This is a genomic window from Pseudomonas sp. GZD-222 (assembly GCF_049310525.1).
Lineage (GTDB): Bacteria > Pseudomonadota > Gammaproteobacteria > Pseudomonadales > Pseudomonadaceae > Aquipseudomonas.
The window spans coordinates 99,339-121,960 of the sequence record NZ_JBMOWO010000053.1 but is presented as its reverse complement, the minus strand read 5'-3'; the positions used below and the strand labels follow the sequence as shown (position 1 = coordinate 121,960).

The window sequence follows — 22,622 nt, the reverse complement described above, 5'->3', positions numbered from 1 at the left end:
GAACGGGGCGTCCTTGGGTTACAGCCAGTCTTGCTCCCATGCCCGCCAGGCCTGGTGGTCCTGGCGAATGCGGTCGGCGCTCGGGTGCAGCAGGAACACCGCGCCCGGCGAGCTGTTGAGGTCGATGGTCGGCGTTGTCTGCCGGCCTTCGGTAAAGCGAAAACGCGAACTGTGGTAGCTGGGGAGGGTGCTTAACTGTTTGTGCACAGCTCTCGGATCGAACGGCGCGGATCGGCGGCTGATCAGGTTGAGGGTGCAGCAGTGATTGCGCAGGCGATAACGTCGCGGTAACGCGGCAAGCGCCTGCGGCTCCAGGTACTTCAGGCAGGTCAGGCCGACCTGGTCGTTGCCGGTGGCCGCTTGCAGCGCATCGGGATTGGCCAGGCCGGAGAGACGCGCACCGGTTTCCAGCAGGCGCGGGCCCTGGGCGGTGAGGATCACTTCGGTGTGCGCCGGGCCATGGGCAATGGCCAGGGCATCGAGCACTGCTTCGACATAGTCGATCAGCACCTCCAGCTCGGCGGCATCGGCCGGCAGCAGGTGTTCGCGGTCATAGATCTTGCGGCCGTCGGCGCTCAGGGTCTTGCTGCTCTTCCAGACATCGGTGATCCAGTGCTGGCCCTCATGACTGACACTGTTGATGACGTACTCGTCGCCCACCAGATACTCCTGCAGCAACAGCGCGTGGTTGTTGCACATCATCAGGTTGGTGCTGCCGAGGATGCAGGCGGTGGCGTGCTGCAGTTGTTCGATGTCGTAGCAGATGAACACGTTGTCGGAGCCGGCGCTGTCCAGCGGTTTGGCCACCACCGGCTTGCCACCACGGGCCTGGAACCAGGCCACGGCCTGCTCGCTGGAGGCGGTGCGCAGTTGCTCGGCGACCGGCAGTCCGGCGCCAGCGACCTGTTCGGCCATCAATGATTTGTCGCGGCGCGCCGCCGAGTATTCCGGGTCATTGCCGGGCAGGCCGAGGGCGGCGGCCAGGCGGTCAGCCAGTTCGACGCCGAACTCGCTGCCGGTCAGCACCGCTGTTGGCCGCTGCGCTGCCAGTTGCTCGACCAGAGCGGGCAGGCCGAGGGTCTGGAGACTGTAATGCGCCTGGAAGAGCGCGTGCGGGCAACTGGCCGCAAAGGCCTGGGGCATGTCGCTGCGCGAGGTGACGTGCAACAGCGGTCGCTGTTCGGCCAGCGCCCGGGCGAGCATGGCGCCGGTTGAGTAGGCGTCGACCAGCACCAACGGCGCCAGGTTTGGGTCAATGCAAGGGTTGGTCATAACGATTCACCGTGTAGTGCAGCATTTCAAACAGTTCGCCGGAGCGGATGCCCGGGCCGCTTGCCGACACCCCGCAGCTGCGCGGCAGCGGCAGATTGCCGACGTTGGCCCAGCGCAGGGCACCGAAGGCGTCGATACGGGTGGTGGCCCGCCCGGGGTTGTCCGGGTGCAGGCAATAGGGGATATCCAGCAAGCCGCGGGCAAAGGCCTGGATCAAGGCGATACCGAGGTCGTTGTGCAGGTTGCGTACGCACTCCACCAGTTGCCGCGCCTCGAACAGCACTTGCTGGTAGTAGCTGTTGCTGGCCGGGTCGAGGTCGGGGCAAGGCTCGACCGCGACCCTGGCGGCCATGTTCAAGGCGTCGAGGTTGTCCTGTACCGATGGAATCTGCCGGGATTCGGCGACGGTCTTGACGATCAAACGCTCGCAACCCGCGGCCCTGGCCAGGCGCGCACTGTCGCAGATCAGCCGCCGCGCGCCATGCTCGGTGGTCGGGAACACGCCCATGTAGGCGTACACCACCACATGCCAGTGAATGTCGCCCAGGTACGCGGCGGCCAGCTCGCGCAGCGCCTGCAATGCTCCCAGGTCCTGGGCCATGAGCGTGCCCTGGGCGTAACTGAGCGACACGCTGCGGATGCCATGCTGGCGGAAGAACAAGGCTTCGAGCAGGCTCATGGCGACCAGCATCGAAGGTGGGCACAGCTGTCCCAGCAGGCAGCCGCCGAAGCTTTCGATATGCCCATGCGGGCTGGCATCGGCCAGCAACCGGCAACTCTCGGCCCAGGCATCCACGGCCTCGGCCAGCGGCAGACGGCTGTAGGGCATGCAGTAGGACACCGGACCGCCCTCGGTGGCATCCAGCCCCACCGCCGCCATGCGCTTGAAGATGGTTTGCGGTTGCGCCGTACCATGGCGCACCTGGATCGCAAACCGTGGGCCGTAGAGCCCGTGCAGCAGTTCCTGCACCGCCTGCTGCGAGTGGCTGACGATAGGAAAGCCGTTCAGCGCGCTGCCCGTGTTCAAGCATTCCAGGGCGCTGTGGTAATCGCCGACGCGGGTGTAGCTGTCGAGGGTGATGGTGCCCACTGTCGCGCACGGCAATCGGGCGACGGCGTCGAGCCCGGCGCGCATCTGCCCGAGGTCACCGAAGCCCATGCGCGGCTGCACCACCAGTTCGCCGCGGGCGCGGGCCTGTTCGATGAAGTGTTGAAAGTAACCGCCGTTGACTGGCTGCATACGTCAGCGTCCCGACACCAGCTCGACCACCTCACCCCCGGAGGTCGGGTCGATACGTGCGATGCGCCCCTTGTGCGGGTCGCCGGCGCGTACCCGGGCGATCAGGCTGGCGTCACTGTCGAAGTCGATCAGGGCATGGCGGTAGAGGCTGCGCAGGGCGCTCAACGGCAAGCCGCTGACCTCGCTGAGCCACAGGCTCAGTGCGCTGTGCTCGGTATTTCCGGCGAGCAGTTGATGCAGTGCGTGCAGATCACCCAGGCGCGCCGGGTGGCACAGGGTGATAAAGCGCGACAGCTCGCGGCCCTGGTCGACAAAGGGCGCGAACTGCAGGCAGATGAGCTGGGTTTCATCCAGGCCAAAGGCCTCACGGGCAAAACGGTTGGCCAAGGCCCGACGCGCGTCCTTGCCCTCGCCACCGGCGTAAGGGGCCAGCGCCAGCTGGATCAGGCGCTCGGGCATTTCCTTTTTACGCATCAACGCTTGCGCCAGCTCCAGGTATTCGTCGATCCCCTGGTGGTAGTCGCGACCCTGCACGTACTGCGCCTTGAGTCCGCGAAAATGCGCCATGAGCATGGGGTTGGCGCAGTCCGATTCGGTGAAGCTGAACGCCAGTTCCTCAAAGCGGAAATCGAGCAGTTCGGTGATCAGTTGCCAATGGTCATCGACCCGGTAGCTGACCAGGTCATAGATGCTGATGAATTCAGGGGCTGCGCTGCTGCTGCCGCTGGCAACGCGGCGTTCGGCACGTTGTTGATCGAAACCCTCGCCGAACAGCTCGATGAAATAGTGCTGGGCGACACCATCGAGTGCTTGCAGCAAACCGCGGAAACCTTCACGTCGGCAGGCCGCTACGTCCAGGCCCAAACGCTCGGCCAGGCGCATGATCCAGGTGAAGTAGTGTTTCTGTTCCTTGCGCGAGTCACCGGTGACCACCGCGTTGACCCCGCCTTGCCACCAGGCGGCGCGGCCATAGAAGTCGGCCACCGCCAGGTTGCAGCTGTTGCAGAACGTCGGGCGACCGTCACCGGCCGTGCGGTGGCCGTTCATCAGCACGTCGAAGCGGTTGATGTCGCGCACGGCGTCAGGGAACGGCAGGTGGCGCTGGAACGGACGAATTTGCCGATGGTCGACCACCAGCACTTCAACCCGCGCGTCGTTATGCAGATGCAAGGCCTGGTAGACCCGGTCGATATTGGCCATCACCGCATCCGGTACACCGGCGTGGCGCATGTTGGCGATACGCAGCTGGAAGGTCTGGCCGTGCAGGACACTCAAGTGCAGCTGCACGGCACGGATCAGCGCTACTGTGTAGGAGCTGTCTTTGCCACCGCCATAGGCAACCATCAGCTTGTAGGCGGGCAGGGCGTCGATGCCACCGGCGGCGGTGATCAGGCGTTCGCCGAGGGTGGTCACGGCCTTGCGGTCTACCGCGCTCAGGTAGCGATTGAGTTTTCCCAGCAAGGGGACATCGAATGTGTCCGGGGTGACAGCGATGTTCATAGCGGTTCGGCCTGGAAGTGGAAGTGGGTAATGACCTGCTGGATATCGCGTTCGATATCCGCCTCGCTGGCGCGGGTGAAAATGAAGCGCCCGCTGTGCAGCGCGTCGTATCCGCCGCCCGCCTCGAGGACCTGGCCCGGCTTTGGCAGCAGGGCACGCCACAGGCTCGCGACTGCAGGACCTGTTGCGTGCGCCTGGATGACCCGGCACGGCAGTTGCGCAGGCTTGGGGATGACCAGCCAGCCGCCACTGGGGTCCTGCTCGACGGCCGGCAACGGCATGGGTGTGCCGATCAGGCGCTTGAGCCAGTGCTCATACAGGTTCACCCCGAAGACCTGGTTGATCAGGTGCGGCACTTCACTGCCGCCCACCCGGCCACCGACTTCGAGGAACACCAGCTCGCCATCGGGCGTGACGAAGATCTCCAGGTGAAAGGCGCTGTCGCGCAAGTCCAGGGCTTGCAGGCAGCGCTGGCTGAAGGCTGCGATTCGCGTGCGCAGCGCTGAGTCCTGGACGATGACCGAGCCCAGTGGCTGGCAGCTGGCGAAATCCAGGCAGCTGTTGATGTAGCGCGATACCACCTGAAACGGCACCGAGCCCTGGGCATCGGTGAAGCCATCGATGTGGTAGACCTGGCCCTGGATAAAGGCTTCCACTTCGTAGCGCTGCAGGTCCACGTCTGCCAGTAAGGCGCGTAGCGTCTGGGCATCGGCCGCCTTGGCCACACCGATGCTGGCAGCGCCGTCCACGGGTTTGACAATCACCGGATAGCCGACCGACTCCGCGAACGCGAGCGCCTGCTCGACCGACTGGCAGCGGCTGAACGCCGGCACGGCCAGGCCGCGGGCCTGAAGCACCTCCTTCATGCGCGCCTTGTCGCGGTAGACCGCGACCTGCTCCGGGCCATGGCCGGGAATGTTCAAGGTCTGGCGTACCCGTGCGGCGATTTCCAAAGTGAACTCGGAAAGCGCAATCAGCAGATCCACTGGACCGACTTTGGCGATAACCTCGCTGACGCCGGCCAGCAGTTGCTCGTACTGGTTGACGTCGTCGATCTGGACCAGGTGGGCGATCTGTTCACGCGGTGCCAGCACCCCTTCAGCGCCAGGGCCATCGACCACGTAGCTGATGCGCTGTTGTTGATGGTCAAAGAAACGTTCGTACTGAGTCAGTTCGTTGTCCCAGCGTTCGCTGTCGTGAAAGCGCGGCCAACGGTTGACGATGACAATATGCATGGATGTGATCCTTGGAGTCGGCGGGAGGGCTGGCTTCAGGTCAGGCAGACGGCCGTGCCTGCGCTCGGGGCCAGGGACGGCCTGTTGCGTTCCAGCGTGCCCAGGTAGGTTTCGAAGGCTTCGAGCGCATCGGCTTCGATGAACACCTGGTCAAAGCCTGCGGCGAGTAATTCCTGGCGCACGGCCCGTGTCTGCGCTTGCGAGGTGGTCAGTTTGCCGCCGATGACACAGGGCAGGTCTGGGTAGTGCCGGCGAATCTCGCGGATCAGTGCCAGGCCCTGGAAATGGCCGTGACCGTTGACGCTGCTGATCACCAGCAACTGCGTACGCCCTTGGGCCAGTACCTGCAGAATCGCCTGCAGCGGCGTGCAACTGCCCAGGTTCCTGACCTCCAGGCCGTTCTCGCTCAGCCACAACTGCAGGTAGACCAGGTTCCACATATGGGCGTCTGATTCGACCGTAGCCAGCAGACAGTGGTGTTTGCTTTTCATGGGTTTGCCTCCATGGCACAAGGGGTGATAGCCCGCGCCTTGCGCAAGCGGCGGGTGGTGTCAGCAGCAACCGTAAAACCGCGACCCTCAGCCGTCATGCATGCTGCTGTTCCAACTGCGCTTCGAGTGCCCGCAGGCGTGGCAGCACATGGCGGCAGAAGCCGCGCATTTCGTCGCGGGTTGGCCAGCCAGAGAAAATGAACTCGCTGACTCCGACCTTCTTGTATTCGATCAGGTACTCGGCGACTTCCTGGTAGCTGCCCACCACACACAGCGCCGGCCCGCCGCGGTAGGCGACGGCGCCGGACCAGAGCATCGGCGAGAGCCAGTCGCGGTCAGCACCTTCGGCCAGGCGGAAGGAAGTTTTCACTGCCTCGGAATCGCAGCGGGCGACAAACTGACGGACCCATTCGCGGTGCTGCTCATCAGGGTTTTGCATCATCTCTTCGACGGCGGCCAGCGCCTCTTCGCGGGTCGCGCGCGCGAGGATGTGCATGCGGATACCTACCGAGCAGCCGGCTTCAAGCACGGGGCGGCTGACGGCGGCGATACCTTCGGGGGTATCACCGTAGCGCAGCCAGCAATCGCTTTGAGAAACGGCAATTTGCTGGGCAATAGCCGAAGCGCCGCTGAGGTAAATCTGCGGCCGTTGGTTGTCTTTGTAGGGCAGCCCGAGTTGCGCCTGCTCGATGCGATAGTGCGCACCCTGGTGGCTCAATGGGCTTTCGCCTTTCCAGAAACGATGGAGGATCTCGAGAAATTCCCGGGTGCGTTCATAGCGGCCGTCGTGGGCGATGAAATCACCGTAGAACGCCTGTTCGTCAGGGGAGATGCCGGCCACCAGATTGAGGGCGATGCGCTTGTCGGACATCCATGACAGGGTGTTGACGATCTGGGTGAACAACGTCGGCGGCAGCAGGCCTGGGCGGTAGGCGAGGATGAACTTGACCCGGCTGGTTTCGCGCACCAGCGCGCCGATCATCGGCAGAGGATCGGGCATGTGGTAGCTGATCCCCATCAACAGTGAGTCGATCCCCAGTTCGTCGGCCTCCTGGGCAAAGTCGACAATGCCGGCGAAGTCCAGGGCGCCGGTGTTGTACTTGTCGCTGGCCTTCTGTTGGCCGCTGTCGAGGGGGGAGCACCAGTGAATACGTAAGGCGGGCATGGGCTTTCTCCAGGCGAAGTCCGCCACCTGCCAGCGCTGTGGCAGGTGCGGTAGAGGTTTAAAGAAGGAAGAGCTGGGTCAGAACAGGAAGTCGCTGGCCACGGTGCGGTCGAACAGGGCGACATCGCGTATATGGCGTTTGCCACAGATGAATTTCAGCAAGCGCTCGATACCCAGCCCGCCGCCTGCGCTCGGATGCAGCAACCCGCGCCGGGCGAATTCCAGGTAATTGGCAAAGGGCGTGAGGTCCATCGACAACTCATTCATGCGGTAGACAATCTGCTCGTACTCGAACTCCCGTTCGGCACCGGACAAAGCTTCGCCGTAGCCGTCCGGGTAGATCAGGTCGTAGTTGTTGTACTGGCCGCGCTTGCCCGGGGTTTCCCGGTCGTAGAACTCGCGCTTGTAGTTGGTGACGAAGAAGGGCGTGTGCGCCTTGGCCGACATGATCTTCTCGAAGTCGTCGCCATACTCCGCTCGCAGTTCGTCGGAGCTGTACACCGGGAAGGCGGTTTCAAACTGCGGCAGCTGCCGGCCCAGCTGCGTCAGTTGCTCACCACAGTGCTGGCGGACTTCGGTCAGCGTGTGTTTGAGCAAGCCTTCGATCAACGCCATGGCCTGGTGCATATCGCCACCGCGTATTTCGAAATCGAACTGCGAGAACTCCAGCAGGTGATTGACCGAGTCCTTGATCTCCGGCTTTTCCAGGCGGATGTTCGGCGCCACGATGAAGATCCGTTCATGGCCGTGGGCGGTCAGCGCCAGCTGCTTATGAAAGATCATGCTGGCGGTCAGTTTCAGGCGGCGCTGCTGATACTGGATCTCGGCCGGGAACACCGCGTGGTTCAACGGATCGGTGATCGGTGACATGAGAATCGGCAGCAACTGCTTGAAGTCGCGATCGAGCAGATACTGCTGCAGGGCCTGTAGCATTCGGCCACGGATAATAGCGATCGCTCCTACATCAGGATGCGAAAAATCGTCGAATTTACGCTGAACTTCTTCCATGTTGCGCTCAATGTTCGAGAGATGGGGTGCGCCCGATTATTGGTGAAACCGACGAAAACTCAATGTACAGATTTGCGCTAAAAAGCAACCCAGCGGCCGCTTCGTGTTGCCCCTGGCAATGATTACGCCGAGCATGGCCGCGTTGCTGCCTGGGTTGATTCATGCGCAGCCCAAGGACTTGGAAGGAACCATGACCACGACTCACCTGAACGCTGTCAGCGACCTGCACGATCTGCCGGCAGTAAAACTGCTCGCGCTGTTTGCCAACAAAGCCCTGTCACCGCTGGAATACTATGAGCATCTGCTCGATCACATTCAGCGCTGGGAACCCTATCTGCATGCCTTGTTCGCCTTCGATCCGCAGCGGGTGCGCGAGCAGGCGCTGGCCTCCACGCAGCGCTGGAGCCAGGGGCGTCCAATTGGGTTACTCGACGGATTGCCGGTGACTATCAAGGAGCTGATTGCCACCCAGGGCGACTGCATCGCCATGGGCTGTGCAGCCACTGTCCAGGTACCCGAACTCTTCGATGCACCACCAGCGGCGCGCATGCGCGAGGAGGGCGCGATCATCCTGGCCAAGACCACCGTGCCCGACTTCGGCATGTTGTCGTCAGGGCTGTCGAGCCTGCATGGCCTGACGCGTAATCCGTGGGACCTGAACAGTAACCCCGGCGGCTCCAGCGCGGGCGCCGCCGCAGCGGCAGCGGCGGGTTACGGGCCGTTGCACATCGGTACCGACATCGGTGGCTCGGTACGCTTGCCGGCGGCGTGGTGTGGGCTGGTCGGCTTCAAGCCGACCCTCGGGCGCATTCCCATCAACCCTTACTACACCGGCCGCTGCGCCGGGCCGATGACCCGCACCCTGGACGACTGCGCGTTGATGATGCGCTACCTGAGCCGGCCCGATGCCCGCGACGCCACCAGCTTGCCGCCCCTGGCGTGTGACTGGGGGCTGGCCAGGCAGTCGGTGCAGGGCTTGAAAATCGGCCTGATGCTCGACCCCGGCGTCGGCCTCAAGCCCTGCGCGCAAGTACTTGCTGCGGTCCGTGAGGCGGCGCGTGTGTTCGAGCATCACGGCGCCCGGGTGCGCGACGCCGCTCCGGTGATGAACCGAGCACTGCTGACCGGGCTCGATCATTTCTGGCGTGCGCGCCAGTGGAGCCAGTTGCAGCGCTTGCCCGCGCAGCACCTGGACCGGGTGTTGCCGTACATCCGCGAATGGGCCGAAGGGGCGCAGGCGTTGAGCGCCCAGCAAGCCATCGAGGGATTTAACCAGACCTTCGAAATCCGCCGCCGCGCCGCCGCGCTGTTCACTGAGTTCGACCTGCTGTTGATGCCGACCAATCAGGTCAGCGCCTTTCCGGCGTACTGGGCGTCGCCGACCAACGACCCGGGCCAGCCGTTCGAACATATCGCCTTTACCGTGCCCTGGAACATGGGCGAGCAACCGGCGCTCACCCTCAATTGCGGTTTCACTGCCCAGGGCATGCCGATCGGCCTGCAACTGGTGGGGCCGCGATTTGCCGATCACTGGCTGCTGCAGGTCGGTAAAACCTACGAAAACTGGCGCGGCCCGATCAGCAACTGGCCGCGACTGCCGTCCTCATAACCCTTGGTGCAGCCAGCGAAAGGTAGAGCGTCAGTCCTTGACCAAGGCTCGCAACGCCGCTTTTGCTTGCGGGGTGTGCAGGCGCTCGATGAACAGCAAGCCTTCGCGGCGAACGGTGGCCTCCAGTTCTTCGCGGTGGGCGTCCTTGAGCAGGCGTTTGCTCACCCGCAGGGCTTCTTGCGGGAGTGCCTGCAAACGTTGCGCTAGCTGCTGCGCTGCCGCCAGGCACTGCTCGCCATCTTCATGCAGCTCATTGGCCAGGCCCCAGTTCAGCGCCTGCTCGCCGCTGAGCAGTTCATTGCACAGCAACAGCCGGGCCGCCCGGGCGTGGCCGAGCAGGCGTGGCAACAACAGGCTGGAACCGAACTCCGGGCACAGCCCCAGCGGCACGAACGGCATGCGCAGTTTGGCGCTGCGGCTGACCAGCACCTGATCGCAGTGCAGCAGCAGGGTGGTGCCAATGCCGATGGCGGCGCCGGAGACCGCGGCAATCAGCGGCTTGTCCAGCGCCATGACAATGCGCATCAGGCGAAATACCGGGCTGTCCATGTCGCTGGGCGGGTTGTCGAGAAAGTCCTTGAGGTCGTTGCCGGCGCTGAAGCACTGGGCGCCGCCGGTGATGACGATGACATCGACCTCGGGGTCATCGCCCGCTGCCAGCAACAGCTCGCCGAGCAGGCTGTACATGGCACTGTTCAGGGCGTTGAGCTTGTCTGGCCGGTTGAAGGTCAGGGTCAGCAGACCGTTGTTCAGGTCACGAAGAATCAGGTCGTTCATGGCAAGCCTTTATTGTTTTTGTCGTAGGGTCAGAAGGTCGGTGGCGTGATTACCCAGATGACCACGGCATCGACGTCGCCAGGGTTGCCGTAACGGTGCGGTTCCTGGCTGGAAAAGCTGAAGCTGTCGCCTTCGCTGAGCTGGAAGTAGCGATCGCCGACCCACAGCTCGAAGCTGCCGGACAGCAGGTAGCCCGCTTCTTCGCCTTCATGGCTGTAGCTTTGCTGGCTGTAGGTGCCCGGGGGAAAGCGCGAGTGGAGCATTTCCAGCTCACGGTTCGGCTGCGGGGTCAGTAGCTGGTCGACGATGCCATCTTCGTAGTGAACGCTCAGGCGGCTGTTTTTGCGGACCACATAGCCGTGATCTTCAGGGTCGGTGCTGGCTTCACTGGCAAAGAACCACTGGATGGTCACCCCCAGGCTGCGGGCGATATTGAACAGCGCCGGAATCGACGGGTAGGACAGGTTGCGTTCCAGCTGGCTGATGTAGCCAGCGGTCAGTTCGCTCTGCTGGGCCAGCTCGGCCAGGGTCATGCCCTGGCGTTTACGCAAGCCGCGAATGCGCGTACCGAGAAACTGCGGGGCGGCGGCGCCTTCCTGGCTGGGAACGGCGCCGTTGGGCGGCATCTTGCTGCTGTTGCTCATGGGGTGCTCCGAACCGCACGCTGCAAAGCCCCGGAGTATAAACAGGCTCAGAGCGTCCAGGCGACCTTCAATCCTTCGTAAATGGCTTCTTCGGCGGTGCGCGGGGCCAGGCAATCGCCGATCCGCTTCACGTCCACCAGGCCGCGCAGCTCGTCCACCAGGGTATCGACCGGTTGATGACCCTGGCACAACACCAGGGTGTCGATGTCTTCAACAATCATCGGCTCGCCGCTGGCGGTGTGTTGCAGGTACACGGTGTTGTCATCGCAGCCGTAGAGGCGGGCATAGGGGGTGATGGGGATGCCGAGCTTGTGCAGTTCGCCGGCCAGCTGGTCGCGCACATACAGCGGCAGGTTTTCGCCGCAGTGGGTGCCATTGACCGCCAGTTGCACCTGGTGACCGGCGCGCACCAAGCGTTCGGCGATGCCCGGGCCGATCCAGTCGCAGCGCCAGTCCACCACCAGCACCGAACGCCCGAGGGTTACTTCGTCGCGCAGCACCTGCCAGGCATCGACGACCTGCAGCTCACCCCCGCGCTCGAAAGCCGGCCAGTAGGGCTCCGCACCTGTGGCGACAATCACCAGGTCGGGTTTTTCGCGCTCCACCAGGGCGCGGTCGACGCGGGTGTTACGCACCACCTCGACACCGGCCAGCTGCATTTCACGTTGCAGGTTGGTGCTGGCGCCACCGAACTCCGCACGGCGCGGTAGCAATTGTGCCAGCAGCACCTGGCCGCCCAGTTGCGCGCTGGCCTCGTACAGCGTCACTTCATGCCCGCGTGCCGCCGCCACCGCCGCGGCTTTCATGCCGGCCGGGCCGCCCCCGGCGACCATGATGCGCTTGCGTTGTGGCGCTGGTTGAATCTGGCCGAACTGCTGTTCACGTCCGGTCTCCGGGTGCTGGATACAGGAAATCGGCAGGCCGCGATGGAAGTGGCCGATACAGGCCTGGTTGCAGGCGATACACGCACGCACATCCTCGGCGCGGCCGCTGTCGGTTTTGTTCGGCATCTGCGGGTCGCAGATCAGCGCGCGGGTCATGCCGCAGACATCGGCCTGGCCACGGGCGAGGATCAGTTCGGCTTCCTGCGGCTGGTTGATGCGTCCGGTGACGAACAGCGGAATCGACAGGCTGGCCTTGAAGGTCCCGGCTTCGCGCGCCAGGTACGCCGCTTCGATGGCCATGGGCGGGACGATATGCACCGCGCCGCCGAGCGAGGCCGAGGTACCGGCGACGATATGCACGTAGTCGAGCGCCGACTGCAGCAGCTGTACCGCTGCCAGGGATTCGTCTTCGGTGAGACCTTCGGCATCGCGCTCGTCGGCGCTGATGCGCAGGCCTATGATGAACTCCGGCGAGGTGGCGGCGCGCACCGCGGCAATCACTTCGCGGACAAAGCGCAAGCGCTGCTCCAGCTCGCCGTTGTAGCCGTCGGTGCGGCGGTTGACCCTGGGGTTGATGAACTGCGCCGGTAGATAACCATGGCTGGCGACCACTTCGACACCGTCGATTCCGGCCTGAAACAGGCGTCGGGCGGCATCGGCATAGCCCTGCACAATCTCGTCGATCATCGCCTGGTCGAGGGCCCGCGGCATCACCCGGAAGCGTTCGTTGGGCACCGCCGAGGCCGAGTAAGCCACCGCCAGCAGGCCGTCGCTGGACTCCATGATTTCCCGGCCAGGGTGGAATATCTGTGACAGCACCACCGTGCCATGGGCATGACAGGTTTCAGCCAGTTGGCGGTAACCCTCGATGCAGGCATCGTCAGTGGCCATCAGCACATGCGAGGTGTAGCGCGCACTGTCGTGCACCCCGGCCACCTGCAGCACGATCAGGCCGACGCCACCTTCGGCGCGGGCCTTGTGGTAGGCGATCAGGCGGTCGTTGACCAGGTTGTCGGTGGGGATCGAGGTGTCGTGGCCGCTGGACATGATGCGGTTCTTCAGGCGTTTGCCACGGATTTGCAGCGGTTCGAACAGGTGCGTGAAGGTCGACATGCTGTGCAGGCTCCAGCGGGTTGTTGTTTTTATTTTTCTATAGAAGTGTACCGGCAGTAAAAAATCAACTTGTTTTTTTACTTGGCATTGACTAGCTTTCGAATCACCCCGAGTCCTGGGGCATACCTCACAACAACAAGAAAACGGACTGCGCCTGGCGCGGTACCAGCATGAGGAACCACGCATGACTTCAACCCTGCTCAAACTTTCGCCCTGGCTGCTCGCCCTTGGACTTGGCAGCGCCCAGGCCGCACCGGACATGGTCGTCGTTGCCTACGGCGGCGCCGGTCAGAAAGCCCAGGATGCGGCGATTTTCCAGCCTTTCAGCGCCCAGGACGGCAGCAAACTGATCCAGAGTGAATACAACGGTGAAATGGCCCGCATCAAGGTGATGGTCGACACCGGCAACGTCGACTGGGACCTGGTCATGATCGAGGCCCCGGACTTGATGCGCGGCTGCGAGGAGGGCATGTATGAACGCCTCGACTGGGCCCAGATCGGCCGCGCCGAGCAGTTGATCCCCGATGCCGCGCAGGAATGTGGTTCGGCGGTGCTGGTGTGGAGCGTGGCAATTGCCTACGACAAGAACAAACTGGCCCAGGCGCCGGCATCCTGGTCGGATTTCTGGGACGTGCAGAAGATCCCCGGCAAGCGCGGCCTGCGCAAGCGTGCGGTGTATAACCTGGAATTCGCCTTGATGGCCGACGGCGTCAAAGCCGAGGACGTCTACAAGGTGTTGGCGACCCCCCAAGGTGTCGACCGCGCCTTCGCCAAACTCACCGAACTCAAGCCCTATATCCAGTGGTGGGAAGCCGGTGCGCAACCGGCGCAATGGCTCAGCGCCGGCGACGTGGTGATGACCTCGACCTACAGCGGCCGGATCGCCGTCGCCGCGCAGGAGGGCAGTTCATTGGCGGTGGTCTGGCCGGGCAGCCTGTATGGCATGGACTACTGGGCGATTATCAAAGGCTCCAAGCATGTCGACCAGGCCAAGCGCCTGATTGCCTTCGCCAACCAGCCCGACACCCAGGTGCGCTATGTCAACGCGATCCCTTACGGGCCAACCAACACCGAGGCGGCCGCCGAGCTTGATCCGAAGCTGGCCAACTGGGTGCCAACCTCCAAGCAGAACCTGGAAGGCGCCTTGGCGATGAACGTCGAGTTCTGGGTCGACCACGGCGATGAACTCGAAGAGCGCTTCAACGCCTGGGCCAGTAAGTAATGCCCATGGCTGGACACCGCCGGGTGTCCAGCCCTATTGTCTGGCCAGCCATTTGCCTGAGAACAACAACAATGAATCCGACTGAAACCGAGCTGCGCCTGCGCCAGGAACTGGCCGCCTGCTACCGGCTGATCGCGCACTTTCGCATGACCGATCTGATCTTCACCCATATCTCGGTGCGAATTCCCGGCCCCGAGCACCACTTTCTGATCAATCCCTACGGCTTGATGTTCGATGAAATCACCGCCTCCAATCTGGTCAAGATCGACCTGCAGGGCAATGCCGTCGAGCCTTCGCCGTATCCGGTCAACCCGGCGGGGTTCGTGATCCACAGCGCCATTCACGGCGCCCGTGAGGATGCCCAGTGCGTGCTGCACACCCATACCAAGGCCGGTTGCGCGGTGGCCGCGCTGAAGTGCGGGTTGCTGCCGGTCAACCAGATCTCCATGGAGTTCTACGGCAAGGTTGCCTACCACGACTACGAAGGCGTGGCCCTGGACATGGATGAGCAGCAGCGTCTGGTTGCCGACCTTGGCAACAAACCGGTGTTGATGCTGCGTAACCACGGCTTGCTGACCGTCGGTGAGACCGTCAGCGAGGCGTTCCTGCGCATGTATTACCTGGAAAAGGCCTGTGAAATCCAGCTGGCGGCGCAAGCGGCCGGTGAAATTGTCCTGCCGTCGGAGGCGGTCTGCGCCCATACCGAGCGCCAGTTCAACGATCACGCGCGGCAGTTGAAAGAAGGTGAGTTGACCGATAGCGGCGCTATGCAACTGGCGTGGAAGGCTTTGCTGAGGATGCTGGAACGGGTGGCTCCGGACTATCGCGACTGACGGGGACTTGTTGTACAGTTGTTCAACAGCATCGGGGGGGGGGGGGGGGGGGAGGGGGCGGAGTGGGGGGGGGGGGGGGTGGGGGGGGAAAGAACAAACAGCGCTGGGGTACAATCCCCCTCCCCCCGTTCTGGGGGGAGCGGGTTTCCACCGCGAAAAGGCCCCCACCCGAAGAGAACCGCCAATGAGCCAGGAAGCCCGTTACAGCCGTATGGTCCCGGAGTTGCGCAAGGCCAATCTGGTCGAAGCAACGCTGGTGTGTCTGAAACGACACGGCTTCCAGGGCGCTTCGATTCGCAAGATCTCGGCCGAGGCGGGGGTTTCGGTGGGGTTGATCAGCCACCACTATTCGGGCAAGGACGAACTGGTGGCCGAAGCCTACATGGCGGTCACCGGGCGAGTCATGGGCCTGATCCGCGAAGCCATGGCCCAGGCCGCACCCAATGCCCGCGAGCGATTGTCGGCGTTCTTTCGCGCCTCGTTCTGCGCCGAACTGCTCGACCCGCAACTGCTCGATGCCTGGCTGGCGTTCTGGGGCGCGGTGAAAACCGCCGAAGCGATCAACCAGGTGCACGATCACTCCTACGGCGAATACCGCAATGAACTGGGCCGCCTGCTGGGTGCGCTGGCCCGGGAGGAGGACTGGCAAGCCTTCGATGCCGACCTTGCGGCCATCAGCCTGAGTGCCTTGCTCGACGGTTTGTGGCTGGAATCGGGGCTCAACCCTGGCACTTTCACCCCCGAGCAGGGCGTGCAGATCTGCGAGGCCTGGGTCGACGGCTTGCAAGCCGGTGGACGGCGGCGCTTCACCCTGACCGAGGGCTGTTGATCGGTCGTTCAGTAATGGGTAGGCTGCTGTCGCGAGTTACATAACAACGACTATAAGAGACAACACGCAATGACGCCTCGGGTACTGATCGTCGACGACGATCCGCTTATTCGCGACTTGCTGCACGCCTACCTGTCCCAGGAAGGCTACGACGTTCACTGCGCCGACACCGCCGAGCAGGCCGAGAGCTTCCTCGCCAATCACAGCGTCGACCTGGTGATGCTCGACATCCGCCTGCCGGGCAAGGACGGCCTGACCCTGACCCGCGAGCTGCGGGTACGCTCAGAAGTCGGCATCATCCTCATCACCGGCCGTAACGACAACATCGACCGTATCGTCGGCCTGGAATGTGGCGCCGACGACTATGTGATCAAACCCCTCAATCCACGCGAGTTGGTGTCGCGAGCCAAGAACCTGATTCGCCGCGTGCGTCATGCCCAGGCTTCGAAGCCGGTAACCAGCAGCACCCAGGCCCTCAAACAGTTCGCCGACTGGGGGCTGGACACCGACCGCCGGCGCCTGATCGATCCGCAGGGCGGCGAAACCCTGCTGACCCATGGCGAATTCCAGCTGCTCAGTGTGTTCCTGCGCAACAGCGGCCACACCTTGAGCCGCGACCAGTTGATGGATCAGATCCGCAACCGTGAATGGGTGCCCAACGACCGCTCCATCGACGTCCTGGTCGGGCGCCTAAGGCGCAAGCTGCACGACGACCCGGCCGAACCGCAACTGATCATCACCATTCACGGCGCCGGTTACCTGTTTACCGCCAGCGTGGCGGCCTGATCAGCATGGGCCGCTGGCTGGGCCTGCTGTTGCTGGTGCTGGCCCCGTTGCTGCAGGCCGCCGAGCGCATCCGTTATTGCGACTATCCGGTGTACCCGCCGGTGTCCTGGAGCGATGGCAAGCAAGTGCGCGGGCTGGCGCCGACCGTGGTACGCGAGCTGTTCGGGCGCCTGGGCTACGAGGTCGAGATGGTGGTGTTGGGCAACTGGAGGCGCTGTCTGCTCGACGCCGCCGAAGGCCGGGTAGACGTGGTGCTGGCTTACAACAGTGACCAGCGTGATCAGGGCATGCGTTTTTCCAGCGTGCCGGTGCTGCGCGAAGAAGTGGCGGTGTTCGTCAATCGTCAGCGGCCGGTGAAATTCGAGCGCCTGCAAGACCTTGCCGGGTATCGCGGTGGCCTGTTGTTTGGCGAGAGCTACGGCCCTGAGTTCGACCAGTTCGTCGCCAGGCACCAGAACATAGAATGGGTGTCCTCCAGTCAACAGAACTTCGGCAAGCTGATTCGTGGCCGTATCGACTTTGTCATTCAAGAGCGGCGCACCGGGCAGCTGTTTGTCGAGCGTCTGCCCGGTGGCGAAGATATCCAGGCGTTGCCTGCGGCCCTCAGCGTGGATTACCTGCGCGTCGCCGTTTCGCGCCATTCAACCGTGAGCCAGCACATGGCGCAGATCGATGAACAATTGCAACGCATGACCGACAGCGGTGAGATCGAGCGCTGGCTGCAGCAGAGCGAAGTGACCTACCGTGACATGATCAACCTGCCGGCGGATGCGCGATGATCCGCCTGCACGCCGATGGCCTGCTGCGCCGCCTGTTGCTGTTCATTCTGTTGTTCAGCCTGTGCTTCACGGTGCTGGCCAGTACCGTGCAGCTGTATTTCGAGTATCGCCGGGAAATGCGCGATATCGAGGCGCGCATGGCGTTGATCCGGGTGGGCTATCTGGCCAGCCTGGAGCGCAGCCTCTGGGATCTGAACCAGGAACAGATCAGCGTGCAGCTGCGCGGCCTGGTGGACTTTTCCGATGTCGCCCGGGTGCGCCTGAGCAGTGACGACTTCAATCTGTTGCAGGGTGACGCCAACCCGCCGGGGCCGCTGCGCATCGAACGTTTTCCCCTGGATTTCCAGCCGCCGTCGGGGCCGTTGCGCCATCTCGGTGAACTTGAGGTGAGCATCGATCTGGGGGCGGTGCATCGGCGCCTGTTCGCCACCGGGCTGACCAGTCTGTTATGGATGAGCGTGTTTCTCTGTGGCTTGGCGGTGGCGTTGTCGGGTTTGTTCTATCGCCTGGTGACCCGTCATCTGCAGGTCATGGCCGAATTCGCCCGGCGCATTGGTGCTGGCGACTGGCAGGAGCCGCTGCGCCTGCACAAGCGCCGCTCAGCCCGACTGGATGAGATCGACACCGTGGCCCATGCCCTGGACGACATGCGCCGGGCGATCCTCAGTGATATCGAGCGGCGCGAAGTGGACCGCCTGGCCTTGCAGGACAAACGCGACGAGCTGCAAAAGATGGTCGAACGACGTACCGCCAGCCTGATGCGCGCCAAGGATGAGGCCGAAGCGGCGAACCTGGCCAAATCGCGCTTCCTGGCGACCATGAGCCATGAACTGCGCACACCGCTCAACGGCATTCTCGGCATGGCCGAACTGCTGCGTGGCGCAGGGTTGCAGGCACAGGACGGCAAGCGTCTGGATGCCTTGTACAAGGCTGGGGAAGGGCTGCTGACCATCCTCAACGAAGTGCTGTATTTCGCCCGACTGGAAGAAGGTGAAACCCATCCCGAGAGCGTGGATTTCTCCCTGCGCCAGCTGTGCGACGAAGTCATCACCTTGCTTGAACCCAGGGCGTTGGCCAACGGTAGCACCCTGACGTGCCGTGTCGACCTGCAGCTGGCCGAGCGTCAACAGGGCGCCGAGCAGTTCTTGCGTCAGGTGCTGAGCAACTTGCTGGCCAACGCGATCAAGTTCACCGAAGGCGGACAGGTCACCGTCCAGGTTCAGGTGCTGAGCGAGGAGGACGGCCAGCAGCAGGTGCGGGTGAGTGTCACTGATAACGGCATCGGCATCGCCGAGGCGGTGCAGGCGAAAATCTTCGACCGCTTCACCCAGGCCAGCGAAGCCGTGGCACGGCGCTATGGCGGTACCGGCCTGGGGCTGGCGATCAGTAAGCATTTGGTCGAGAAACTGGGCGGGCGGATTGGCCTGCAAAGTACCGAGGGGCAGGGCAGTTGCTTCTGGTTCGAACTGAGCCTTGCAACCGGGCAGCAACAACCGCTGACGCCGGCACCGGCAGAGGTGGTCGCGGCCCTGGATATCCTCGTGGTCGAGGATGTGGCGTTGAATCGTGAAGTGGTGCAAGGCCTGCTCAAGCGCGATGGTCACAGGGTCTGGCTGGCCGAGGAGGCCGGGCAGGGCATGGCGCTGTGCAGTGAGCTGCGTTTCGACCTGATCCTGCTCGATGTGCATTTGCCGGGTATCAGCGGCGTTGAGCTGTGCCGGCAGATTCGCAACAGCCCCGGGCTTAACCAACACACGCGGATTCTGGCGTTGACCGCGAGTGTCCAGCCGGCGCTGGTGCAGGGTTTTCTTGAAGCGGGCATGCACGGGGTGCTGGCCAAGCCCTTGAAACTGGAGAGCCTGCGTCAGGCCCTGGCCGCCGAGCGGTCGCTACCGGAGGACTCAGCGGACGAGTCGGACCTTGACCACGCACTGCTGAACACCCATCGCCAGTTGCTGGGCGAACAGAAAGTGCAAGGGTTGCTGGAGGTCTTGCAGACGCTGATTGCCCAGCATCGCAGCGCCTTGGCCGAGGCCATCGCGGCGCATGACTGCACTGAAATTGTCCACCTGGCTCATCGTTTGGCCGGTAGTAGCGACTCCCTTGGCTTCTGTGGTCTGGCCCGGGTGCTGCGGGCGCTGGAGGAGGCGGCGATGGCGCGCGACCTGACCGCCATCGACGGCTTGCGGGAGGCTTTACAGGTGCAGATGCAACGGGCGCAGCAGACGCTGGAACGCCTGATCCAGCGCTGACGTACAAAAATCTTACGACTTTTTACATCTTCGATCTTTACGTACAACTGCACCTTACATCGCTTTCCAATAATCGACGCTAACCGCACTGCACGCGGTCTTCGAAGCTTATTGGAGATAATAATAATGAACTGCCGTAAAGCTCAGCCGTCCCCGCGTTATCGCCAGTCCCTTTCGCCCCTGCGCCACTGTTGAGGTGCCGACATGAGCGAATCTACCGAACGTAAAGGCATTCACCTCACCCGCGCCCTGAAGAGCCGGCATATTTTCATGCTGTCGCTGGGCGGCGTGATCGGCACCGGCTTGTTCATGGGGTCGGGGGTGACCATCAACCAGGGCGGGCCGGTGGGTGCGATTCTGGCTTATCTGGTGGCGGGCTTCCTGATGTACCTGGTGATGGTCTGCCTGGGCGAACTGTCGGTGCAGATGCCGGTGTCCGGCTCGTTCCAGGCCCACGCCACCAAGTACATCGGCCCGGCGACCGGCTTCATGATCGGCTGGGTGTACTGGATGAGCTGGGCCACCACCGTCGGCCTGGAGTTCACCGCGGCGGGCATGCTGATGGTGCGCTGGTTCCCTGAGGTGCCGATCTGGTACTGGTCGGCATTGTTCGTGGTGGTGCTGTTCGGCCTCAACGCCTTGGCCACCCGTGCCTTTGGCGAGGCCGAGTACTGGTTCTCGGGGATCAAGGTGGCGGCGATCCTCGGTTTCATCATTGTTGGCGTGCTGGTGATCTTCGGTGCCATCCCGCTGACCAGCGGCGCGCCGGCGCCGATGGCGAGCAACCTGATTGGCGATTCGTTGTTCCCCAACGGCTTGTCGGCGGTGTTCGCGGTGATGATGACCGTGGTCTATGCCTTCCAGGGTTGCGAGATCATGGGCGTGGCGGCGGGTGAAACCGACCAGCCGGAAAAGAGCATCCCGCGTGCGGTGCGCAACGTGGTGTTCCGCGTGCTGATCTTCTACGTGCTGGCGATCATCGTGCTCTCGGCCATCGTTCCGTGGCAGCAGGCCGGATTGATGGAAAGCCCGTTCGTGCAGGTGTTCGACATGGTCGGCATTCCCTATGCGGCGGACCTGATGAACTTCGTCATCCTCACGGCGATTCTGTCGGTGGGCAACTCCGGGCTGTATGCCTCGACGCGGATTCTCTGGGCCATGTCCAAGACCGGCATGGCGCCCAAGAGCCTGTCGCCGCTGAGCAAGCGCGGCGTGCCGCTGCGGGCGCTGAGCATCACCCTGTGTTTCGCCCTGGTGTCGCTGATGACCAGCTTCGTTGCTGCCGACACGCTGTTCATGGTGCTGATGGCGGTGAGCGGGATGTCCGGGACGGTGACCTGGATCGTGATTGCCCTGGCGCAGTATCGCTTTCGCAAAGCGTTCCTGCGTGACGGCGGCAAGCTGACTGACCTCAAGTACCGTGCGCCGTTGTATCCGCTGGTGCCGCTGCTGTGCATCACCCTGTGCAGCTCGCTGTTTGTGTTCCTGGCGCTGGATGAGACGCAGCGGCCTTCGTTGTACTGGGGTTTTGGTTTTATTGCAGTGTGTTATGCGGCGTACTTCATCATCAATCGCAAGCGGCAGGTGGTGTTGGCACCGTCGGTCTAACGCATCCCGCTCCCACCCGGTGGGAGCGGGCTTGCCCCGCGATGAGGCGCTCGGATTTGTGGGCATATCCATTGGCTGTAGTGGCGCTGATTCACCTTTCCGCCCTTACGGCGGCTTACTTTTTCAGTCGAAAAAAGTAAGCAAAATTCTCGCCCCACCAGGGGCCCTACGCTGCGCTTCGGGTTCCCTCCTTCCGGTGTCGCTATGGGGCATTGCGAGCTACGAGTTGCAAGCAACTCTACGCTTCGCAACTTCGGCTAACGCCGAAGGCGCTGCGCGCTAGCCCCTCCACGACACCTCCACTCGGCCCTACTGGTTAACGGGGCCGGTGAATCAAGATCAAAAGCACAATTCGCTTCGCTCTTGCTTGCGGCAGCTGGGCTGGCAGTTGTGCGAAGTTGTAACAGCGCTCGGATCGCTTCGTGTTTCTTTAAGAAGTTATTCAATAAAAACAACTTGATAGCTATGTAACTTAATCTGTTACATAACTATTTTCTCCCAATTGTCTCCTTATTGAACACTCGTTTAGTATGGCCTCAAGTCCTACCCCTCACGCCAACCACAATAATTCGAGGCCTCCCATGACTGGTTCCCCATCTCTGTTGAGCAACGTCGAAGCCGGCGTTGCCTGGATCACCCTCAACCGCCCTGACCAGCGCAATGCCCTGGACATCCCCAGCCTGAAGAAGCTCCATGCCTTGCTCGATGACTGCAACGCCAACCCTGCGGTCCGTGTAGTGGTGCTGACCGGCAGTGGGCGTAGCTTCTGTGCCGGGGCGGATCTGGCCGAATGGGCTGAAGCCGAAGCCCGTGGCGCGCTGGAAAGCTACGGCTGGACCGAGACCGCTCACGCTCTGATGCAACGCCTGCACAGCCTCGACAAACCCACCATCGCTGCTATCAACGGCACCGCCGTCGGCGCCGGCATGGACCTCACCCTGTGCTGCGACCTGCGCGTGGCAGCCGCTTCGGCGCGTTTCAAGGCGGGCTACACCAGCATGGCCTACAGCCCCGATGCCGGTGCCAGCTGGCACCTGCCGCGGCTGATCGGCAGTGAACAGGCCAAGCGTCTGCTGTTCCTCGATGAGCTCTGGGGCGCCGAGCGGGCGCTGGCCGCCGGGCTGGTGGGCGAGGTGTGTGCTGATGACCAATTGCTCGCTGTTACCGCAGAACTGGCCGGACGCCTGGCCAACGGCCCGACCTTCGCCTTCGCCCAGACCAAACGCCTGATCCGTGACGGCGCTCAACGCACCCTCGGCGAGCAGCTGCAGGCTGAGCTTGCTGCCGGCTTGCTGTGTGGACGCAGCGAGGACGGTGCCGAAGCCTTGCGTGCAGCGGTCGAGAAGCGCGCAGCAAAATTCGTTGGTAAATAAAT

General features: G+C 63.1%; 19 protein-coding genes. 9 read left to right on the top strand and 10 right to left on the bottom strand.

Going from position 1 to position 22,622, the window contains the following annotated elements; all coding sequences use genetic code 11:
• Window positions 1–18 precede the first annotated feature (18 nt).
• The 7 genes from ACO6VD_RS09580 to ACO6VD_RS09550 all read right to left on the bottom strand — a co-directional run bounded on the left by ACO6VD_RS09580 (window position 19) and on the right by ACO6VD_RS09550 (window position 7,911).
• Entirely contained in the window at window positions 19–1,272 is a 1,254-nt protein-coding gene (locus ACO6VD_RS09580; RefSeq protein WP_422418593.1) for an ATP-grasp domain-containing protein, read from the bottom strand.
• A complete protein-coding gene (locus ACO6VD_RS09575; protein WP_422418591.1) occupies window positions 1,253–2,512 on the bottom strand; it encodes a methylaspartate mutase in 1,260 nt (419 codons plus the stop codon). Before ACO6VD_RS09575 ends, ACO6VD_RS09580 begins: the two co-directional genes overlap by 20 nt.
• A gap of 3 nt (window positions 2,513–2,515) precedes the next feature.
• Window positions 2,516–4,012 (bottom strand): hypothetical protein, encoded by a 1,497-nt coding sequence (locus tag ACO6VD_RS09570; protein WP_422418589.1) that lies wholly within the window; start codon window positions 4,010–4,012, stop codon window positions 2,516–2,518.
• A complete protein-coding gene (locus tag ACO6VD_RS09565; RefSeq protein WP_422418587.1) occupies window positions 4,009–5,247 on the bottom strand; it encodes an ATP-grasp domain-containing protein in 1,239 nt (412 codons plus the stop codon). Before ACO6VD_RS09565 ends, ACO6VD_RS09570 begins: the two co-directional genes overlap by 4 nt.
• Window positions 5,248–5,282: 35 nt before the next feature.
• Window positions 5,283–5,738, bottom strand: a complete 456-nt coding sequence (locus ACO6VD_RS09560; protein ID WP_422418585.1) for a cobalamin B12-binding domain-containing protein — start codon at window positions 5,736–5,738, stop codon at window positions 5,283–5,285.
• Between the two features lie 94 nt (window positions 5,739–5,832).
• Window positions 5,833–6,903 carry an LLM class flavin-dependent oxidoreductase gene (locus tag ACO6VD_RS09555; RefSeq protein ID WP_422418583.1) on the bottom strand — a complete coding sequence of 357 codons (1,071 nt, stop codon included), beginning with the start codon at window positions 6,901–6,903 and terminating at the stop codon, window positions 5,833–5,835.
• Window positions 6,904–6,981: 78 nt separating this feature from the next.
• Window positions 6,982–7,911 (bottom strand): asparagine synthetase A, encoded by a 930-nt coding sequence (locus ACO6VD_RS09550; RefSeq protein ID WP_422418582.1) that lies wholly within the window; start codon window positions 7,909–7,911, stop codon window positions 6,982–6,984.
• Window positions 7,912–8,101: 190 nt separating this feature from the next.
• Between ACO6VD_RS09550 and ACO6VD_RS09545 the strand changes: the two genes are divergently transcribed.
• Window positions 8,102–9,520: an amidase gene (locus ACO6VD_RS09545; protein WP_422418580.1), complete on the top strand. Its 1,419-nt coding sequence runs from the start codon at window positions 8,102–8,104 to the stop codon at window positions 9,518–9,520.
• A 30-nt stretch (window positions 9,521–9,550) separates the two neighbouring features.
• Here ACO6VD_RS09545 and ACO6VD_RS09540 read toward each other — a convergent pair whose 3' ends face one another.
• From ACO6VD_RS09540 to ACO6VD_RS09530, 3 genes are all read right to left on the bottom strand, one after another.
• Entirely contained in the window at window positions 9,551–10,297 is a 747-nt protein-coding gene (locus ACO6VD_RS09540) for an enoyl-CoA hydratase (protein WP_422418578.1), read from the bottom strand.
• A 29-nt stretch (window positions 10,298–10,326) separates the two neighbouring features.
• Window positions 10,327–10,923: a cupin domain-containing protein gene (locus ACO6VD_RS09535; protein WP_422418687.1), complete on the bottom strand. Its 597-nt coding sequence runs from the start codon at window positions 10,921–10,923 to the stop codon at window positions 10,327–10,329.
• Window positions 10,924–10,988: 65 nt separating this feature from the next.
• Window positions 10,989–12,938, bottom strand: coding sequence for an FAD-dependent oxidoreductase (locus ACO6VD_RS09530; protein WP_422418576.1), 1,950 nt, complete (start codon window positions 12,936–12,938; stop codon window positions 10,989–10,991).
• Window positions 12,939–13,122: 184 nt separating this feature from the next.
• On the opposite strand from ACO6VD_RS09530, the gene ACO6VD_RS09525 reads away from it, so the two are divergent.
• The 8 genes from ACO6VD_RS09525 to ACO6VD_RS09490 all read left to right on the top strand — a co-directional run bounded on the left by ACO6VD_RS09525 (window position 13,123) and on the right by ACO6VD_RS09490 (window position 22,620).
• Window positions 13,123–14,160: an ABC transporter substrate-binding protein gene (locus tag ACO6VD_RS09525; protein WP_400171354.1), complete on the top strand. Its 1,038-nt coding sequence runs from the start codon at window positions 13,123–13,125 to the stop codon at window positions 14,158–14,160.
• Between the two features lie 71 nt (window positions 14,161–14,231).
• Entirely contained in the window at window positions 14,232–14,993 is a 762-nt protein-coding gene (locus ACO6VD_RS09520) for a class II aldolase/adducin family protein (RefSeq protein WP_422418574.1), read from the top strand.
• A gap of 184 nt (window positions 14,994–15,177) precedes the next feature.
• Window positions 15,178–15,822: a TetR family transcriptional regulator C-terminal domain-containing protein gene (locus ACO6VD_RS09515; RefSeq protein ID WP_400171166.1), complete on the top strand. Its 645-nt coding sequence runs from the start codon at window positions 15,178–15,180 to the stop codon at window positions 15,820–15,822.
• Window positions 15,823–15,891: 69 nt separating this feature from the next.
• Entirely contained in the window at window positions 15,892–16,608 is a 717-nt protein-coding gene (locus tag ACO6VD_RS09510; RefSeq protein WP_422418572.1) for a response regulator, read from the top strand.
• A gap of 5 nt (window positions 16,609–16,613) precedes the next feature.
• Window positions 16,614–17,387, top strand: coding sequence for a substrate-binding periplasmic protein (locus ACO6VD_RS09505; protein ID WP_422418570.1), 774 nt, complete (start codon window positions 16,614–16,616; stop codon window positions 17,385–17,387).
• Entirely contained in the window at window positions 17,384–19,639 is a 2,256-nt protein-coding gene (locus ACO6VD_RS09500) for an ATP-binding protein (protein WP_422418568.1), read from the top strand. The genes ACO6VD_RS09505 and ACO6VD_RS09500 overlap by 4 nt, the downstream gene beginning before the upstream one ends.
• A gap of 204 nt (window positions 19,640–19,843) precedes the next feature.
• Entirely contained in the window at window positions 19,844–21,247 is a 1,404-nt protein-coding gene (locus ACO6VD_RS09495; protein WP_422418566.1) for an amino acid permease, read from the top strand.
• Window positions 21,248–21,828: 581 nt separating this feature from the next.
• Entirely contained in the window at window positions 21,829–22,620 is a 792-nt protein-coding gene (locus ACO6VD_RS09490) for an enoyl-CoA hydratase/isomerase family protein (protein ID WP_422418564.1), read from the top strand.
• The last annotated feature ends 2 nt before the right edge of the window (window positions 22,621–22,622 follow it).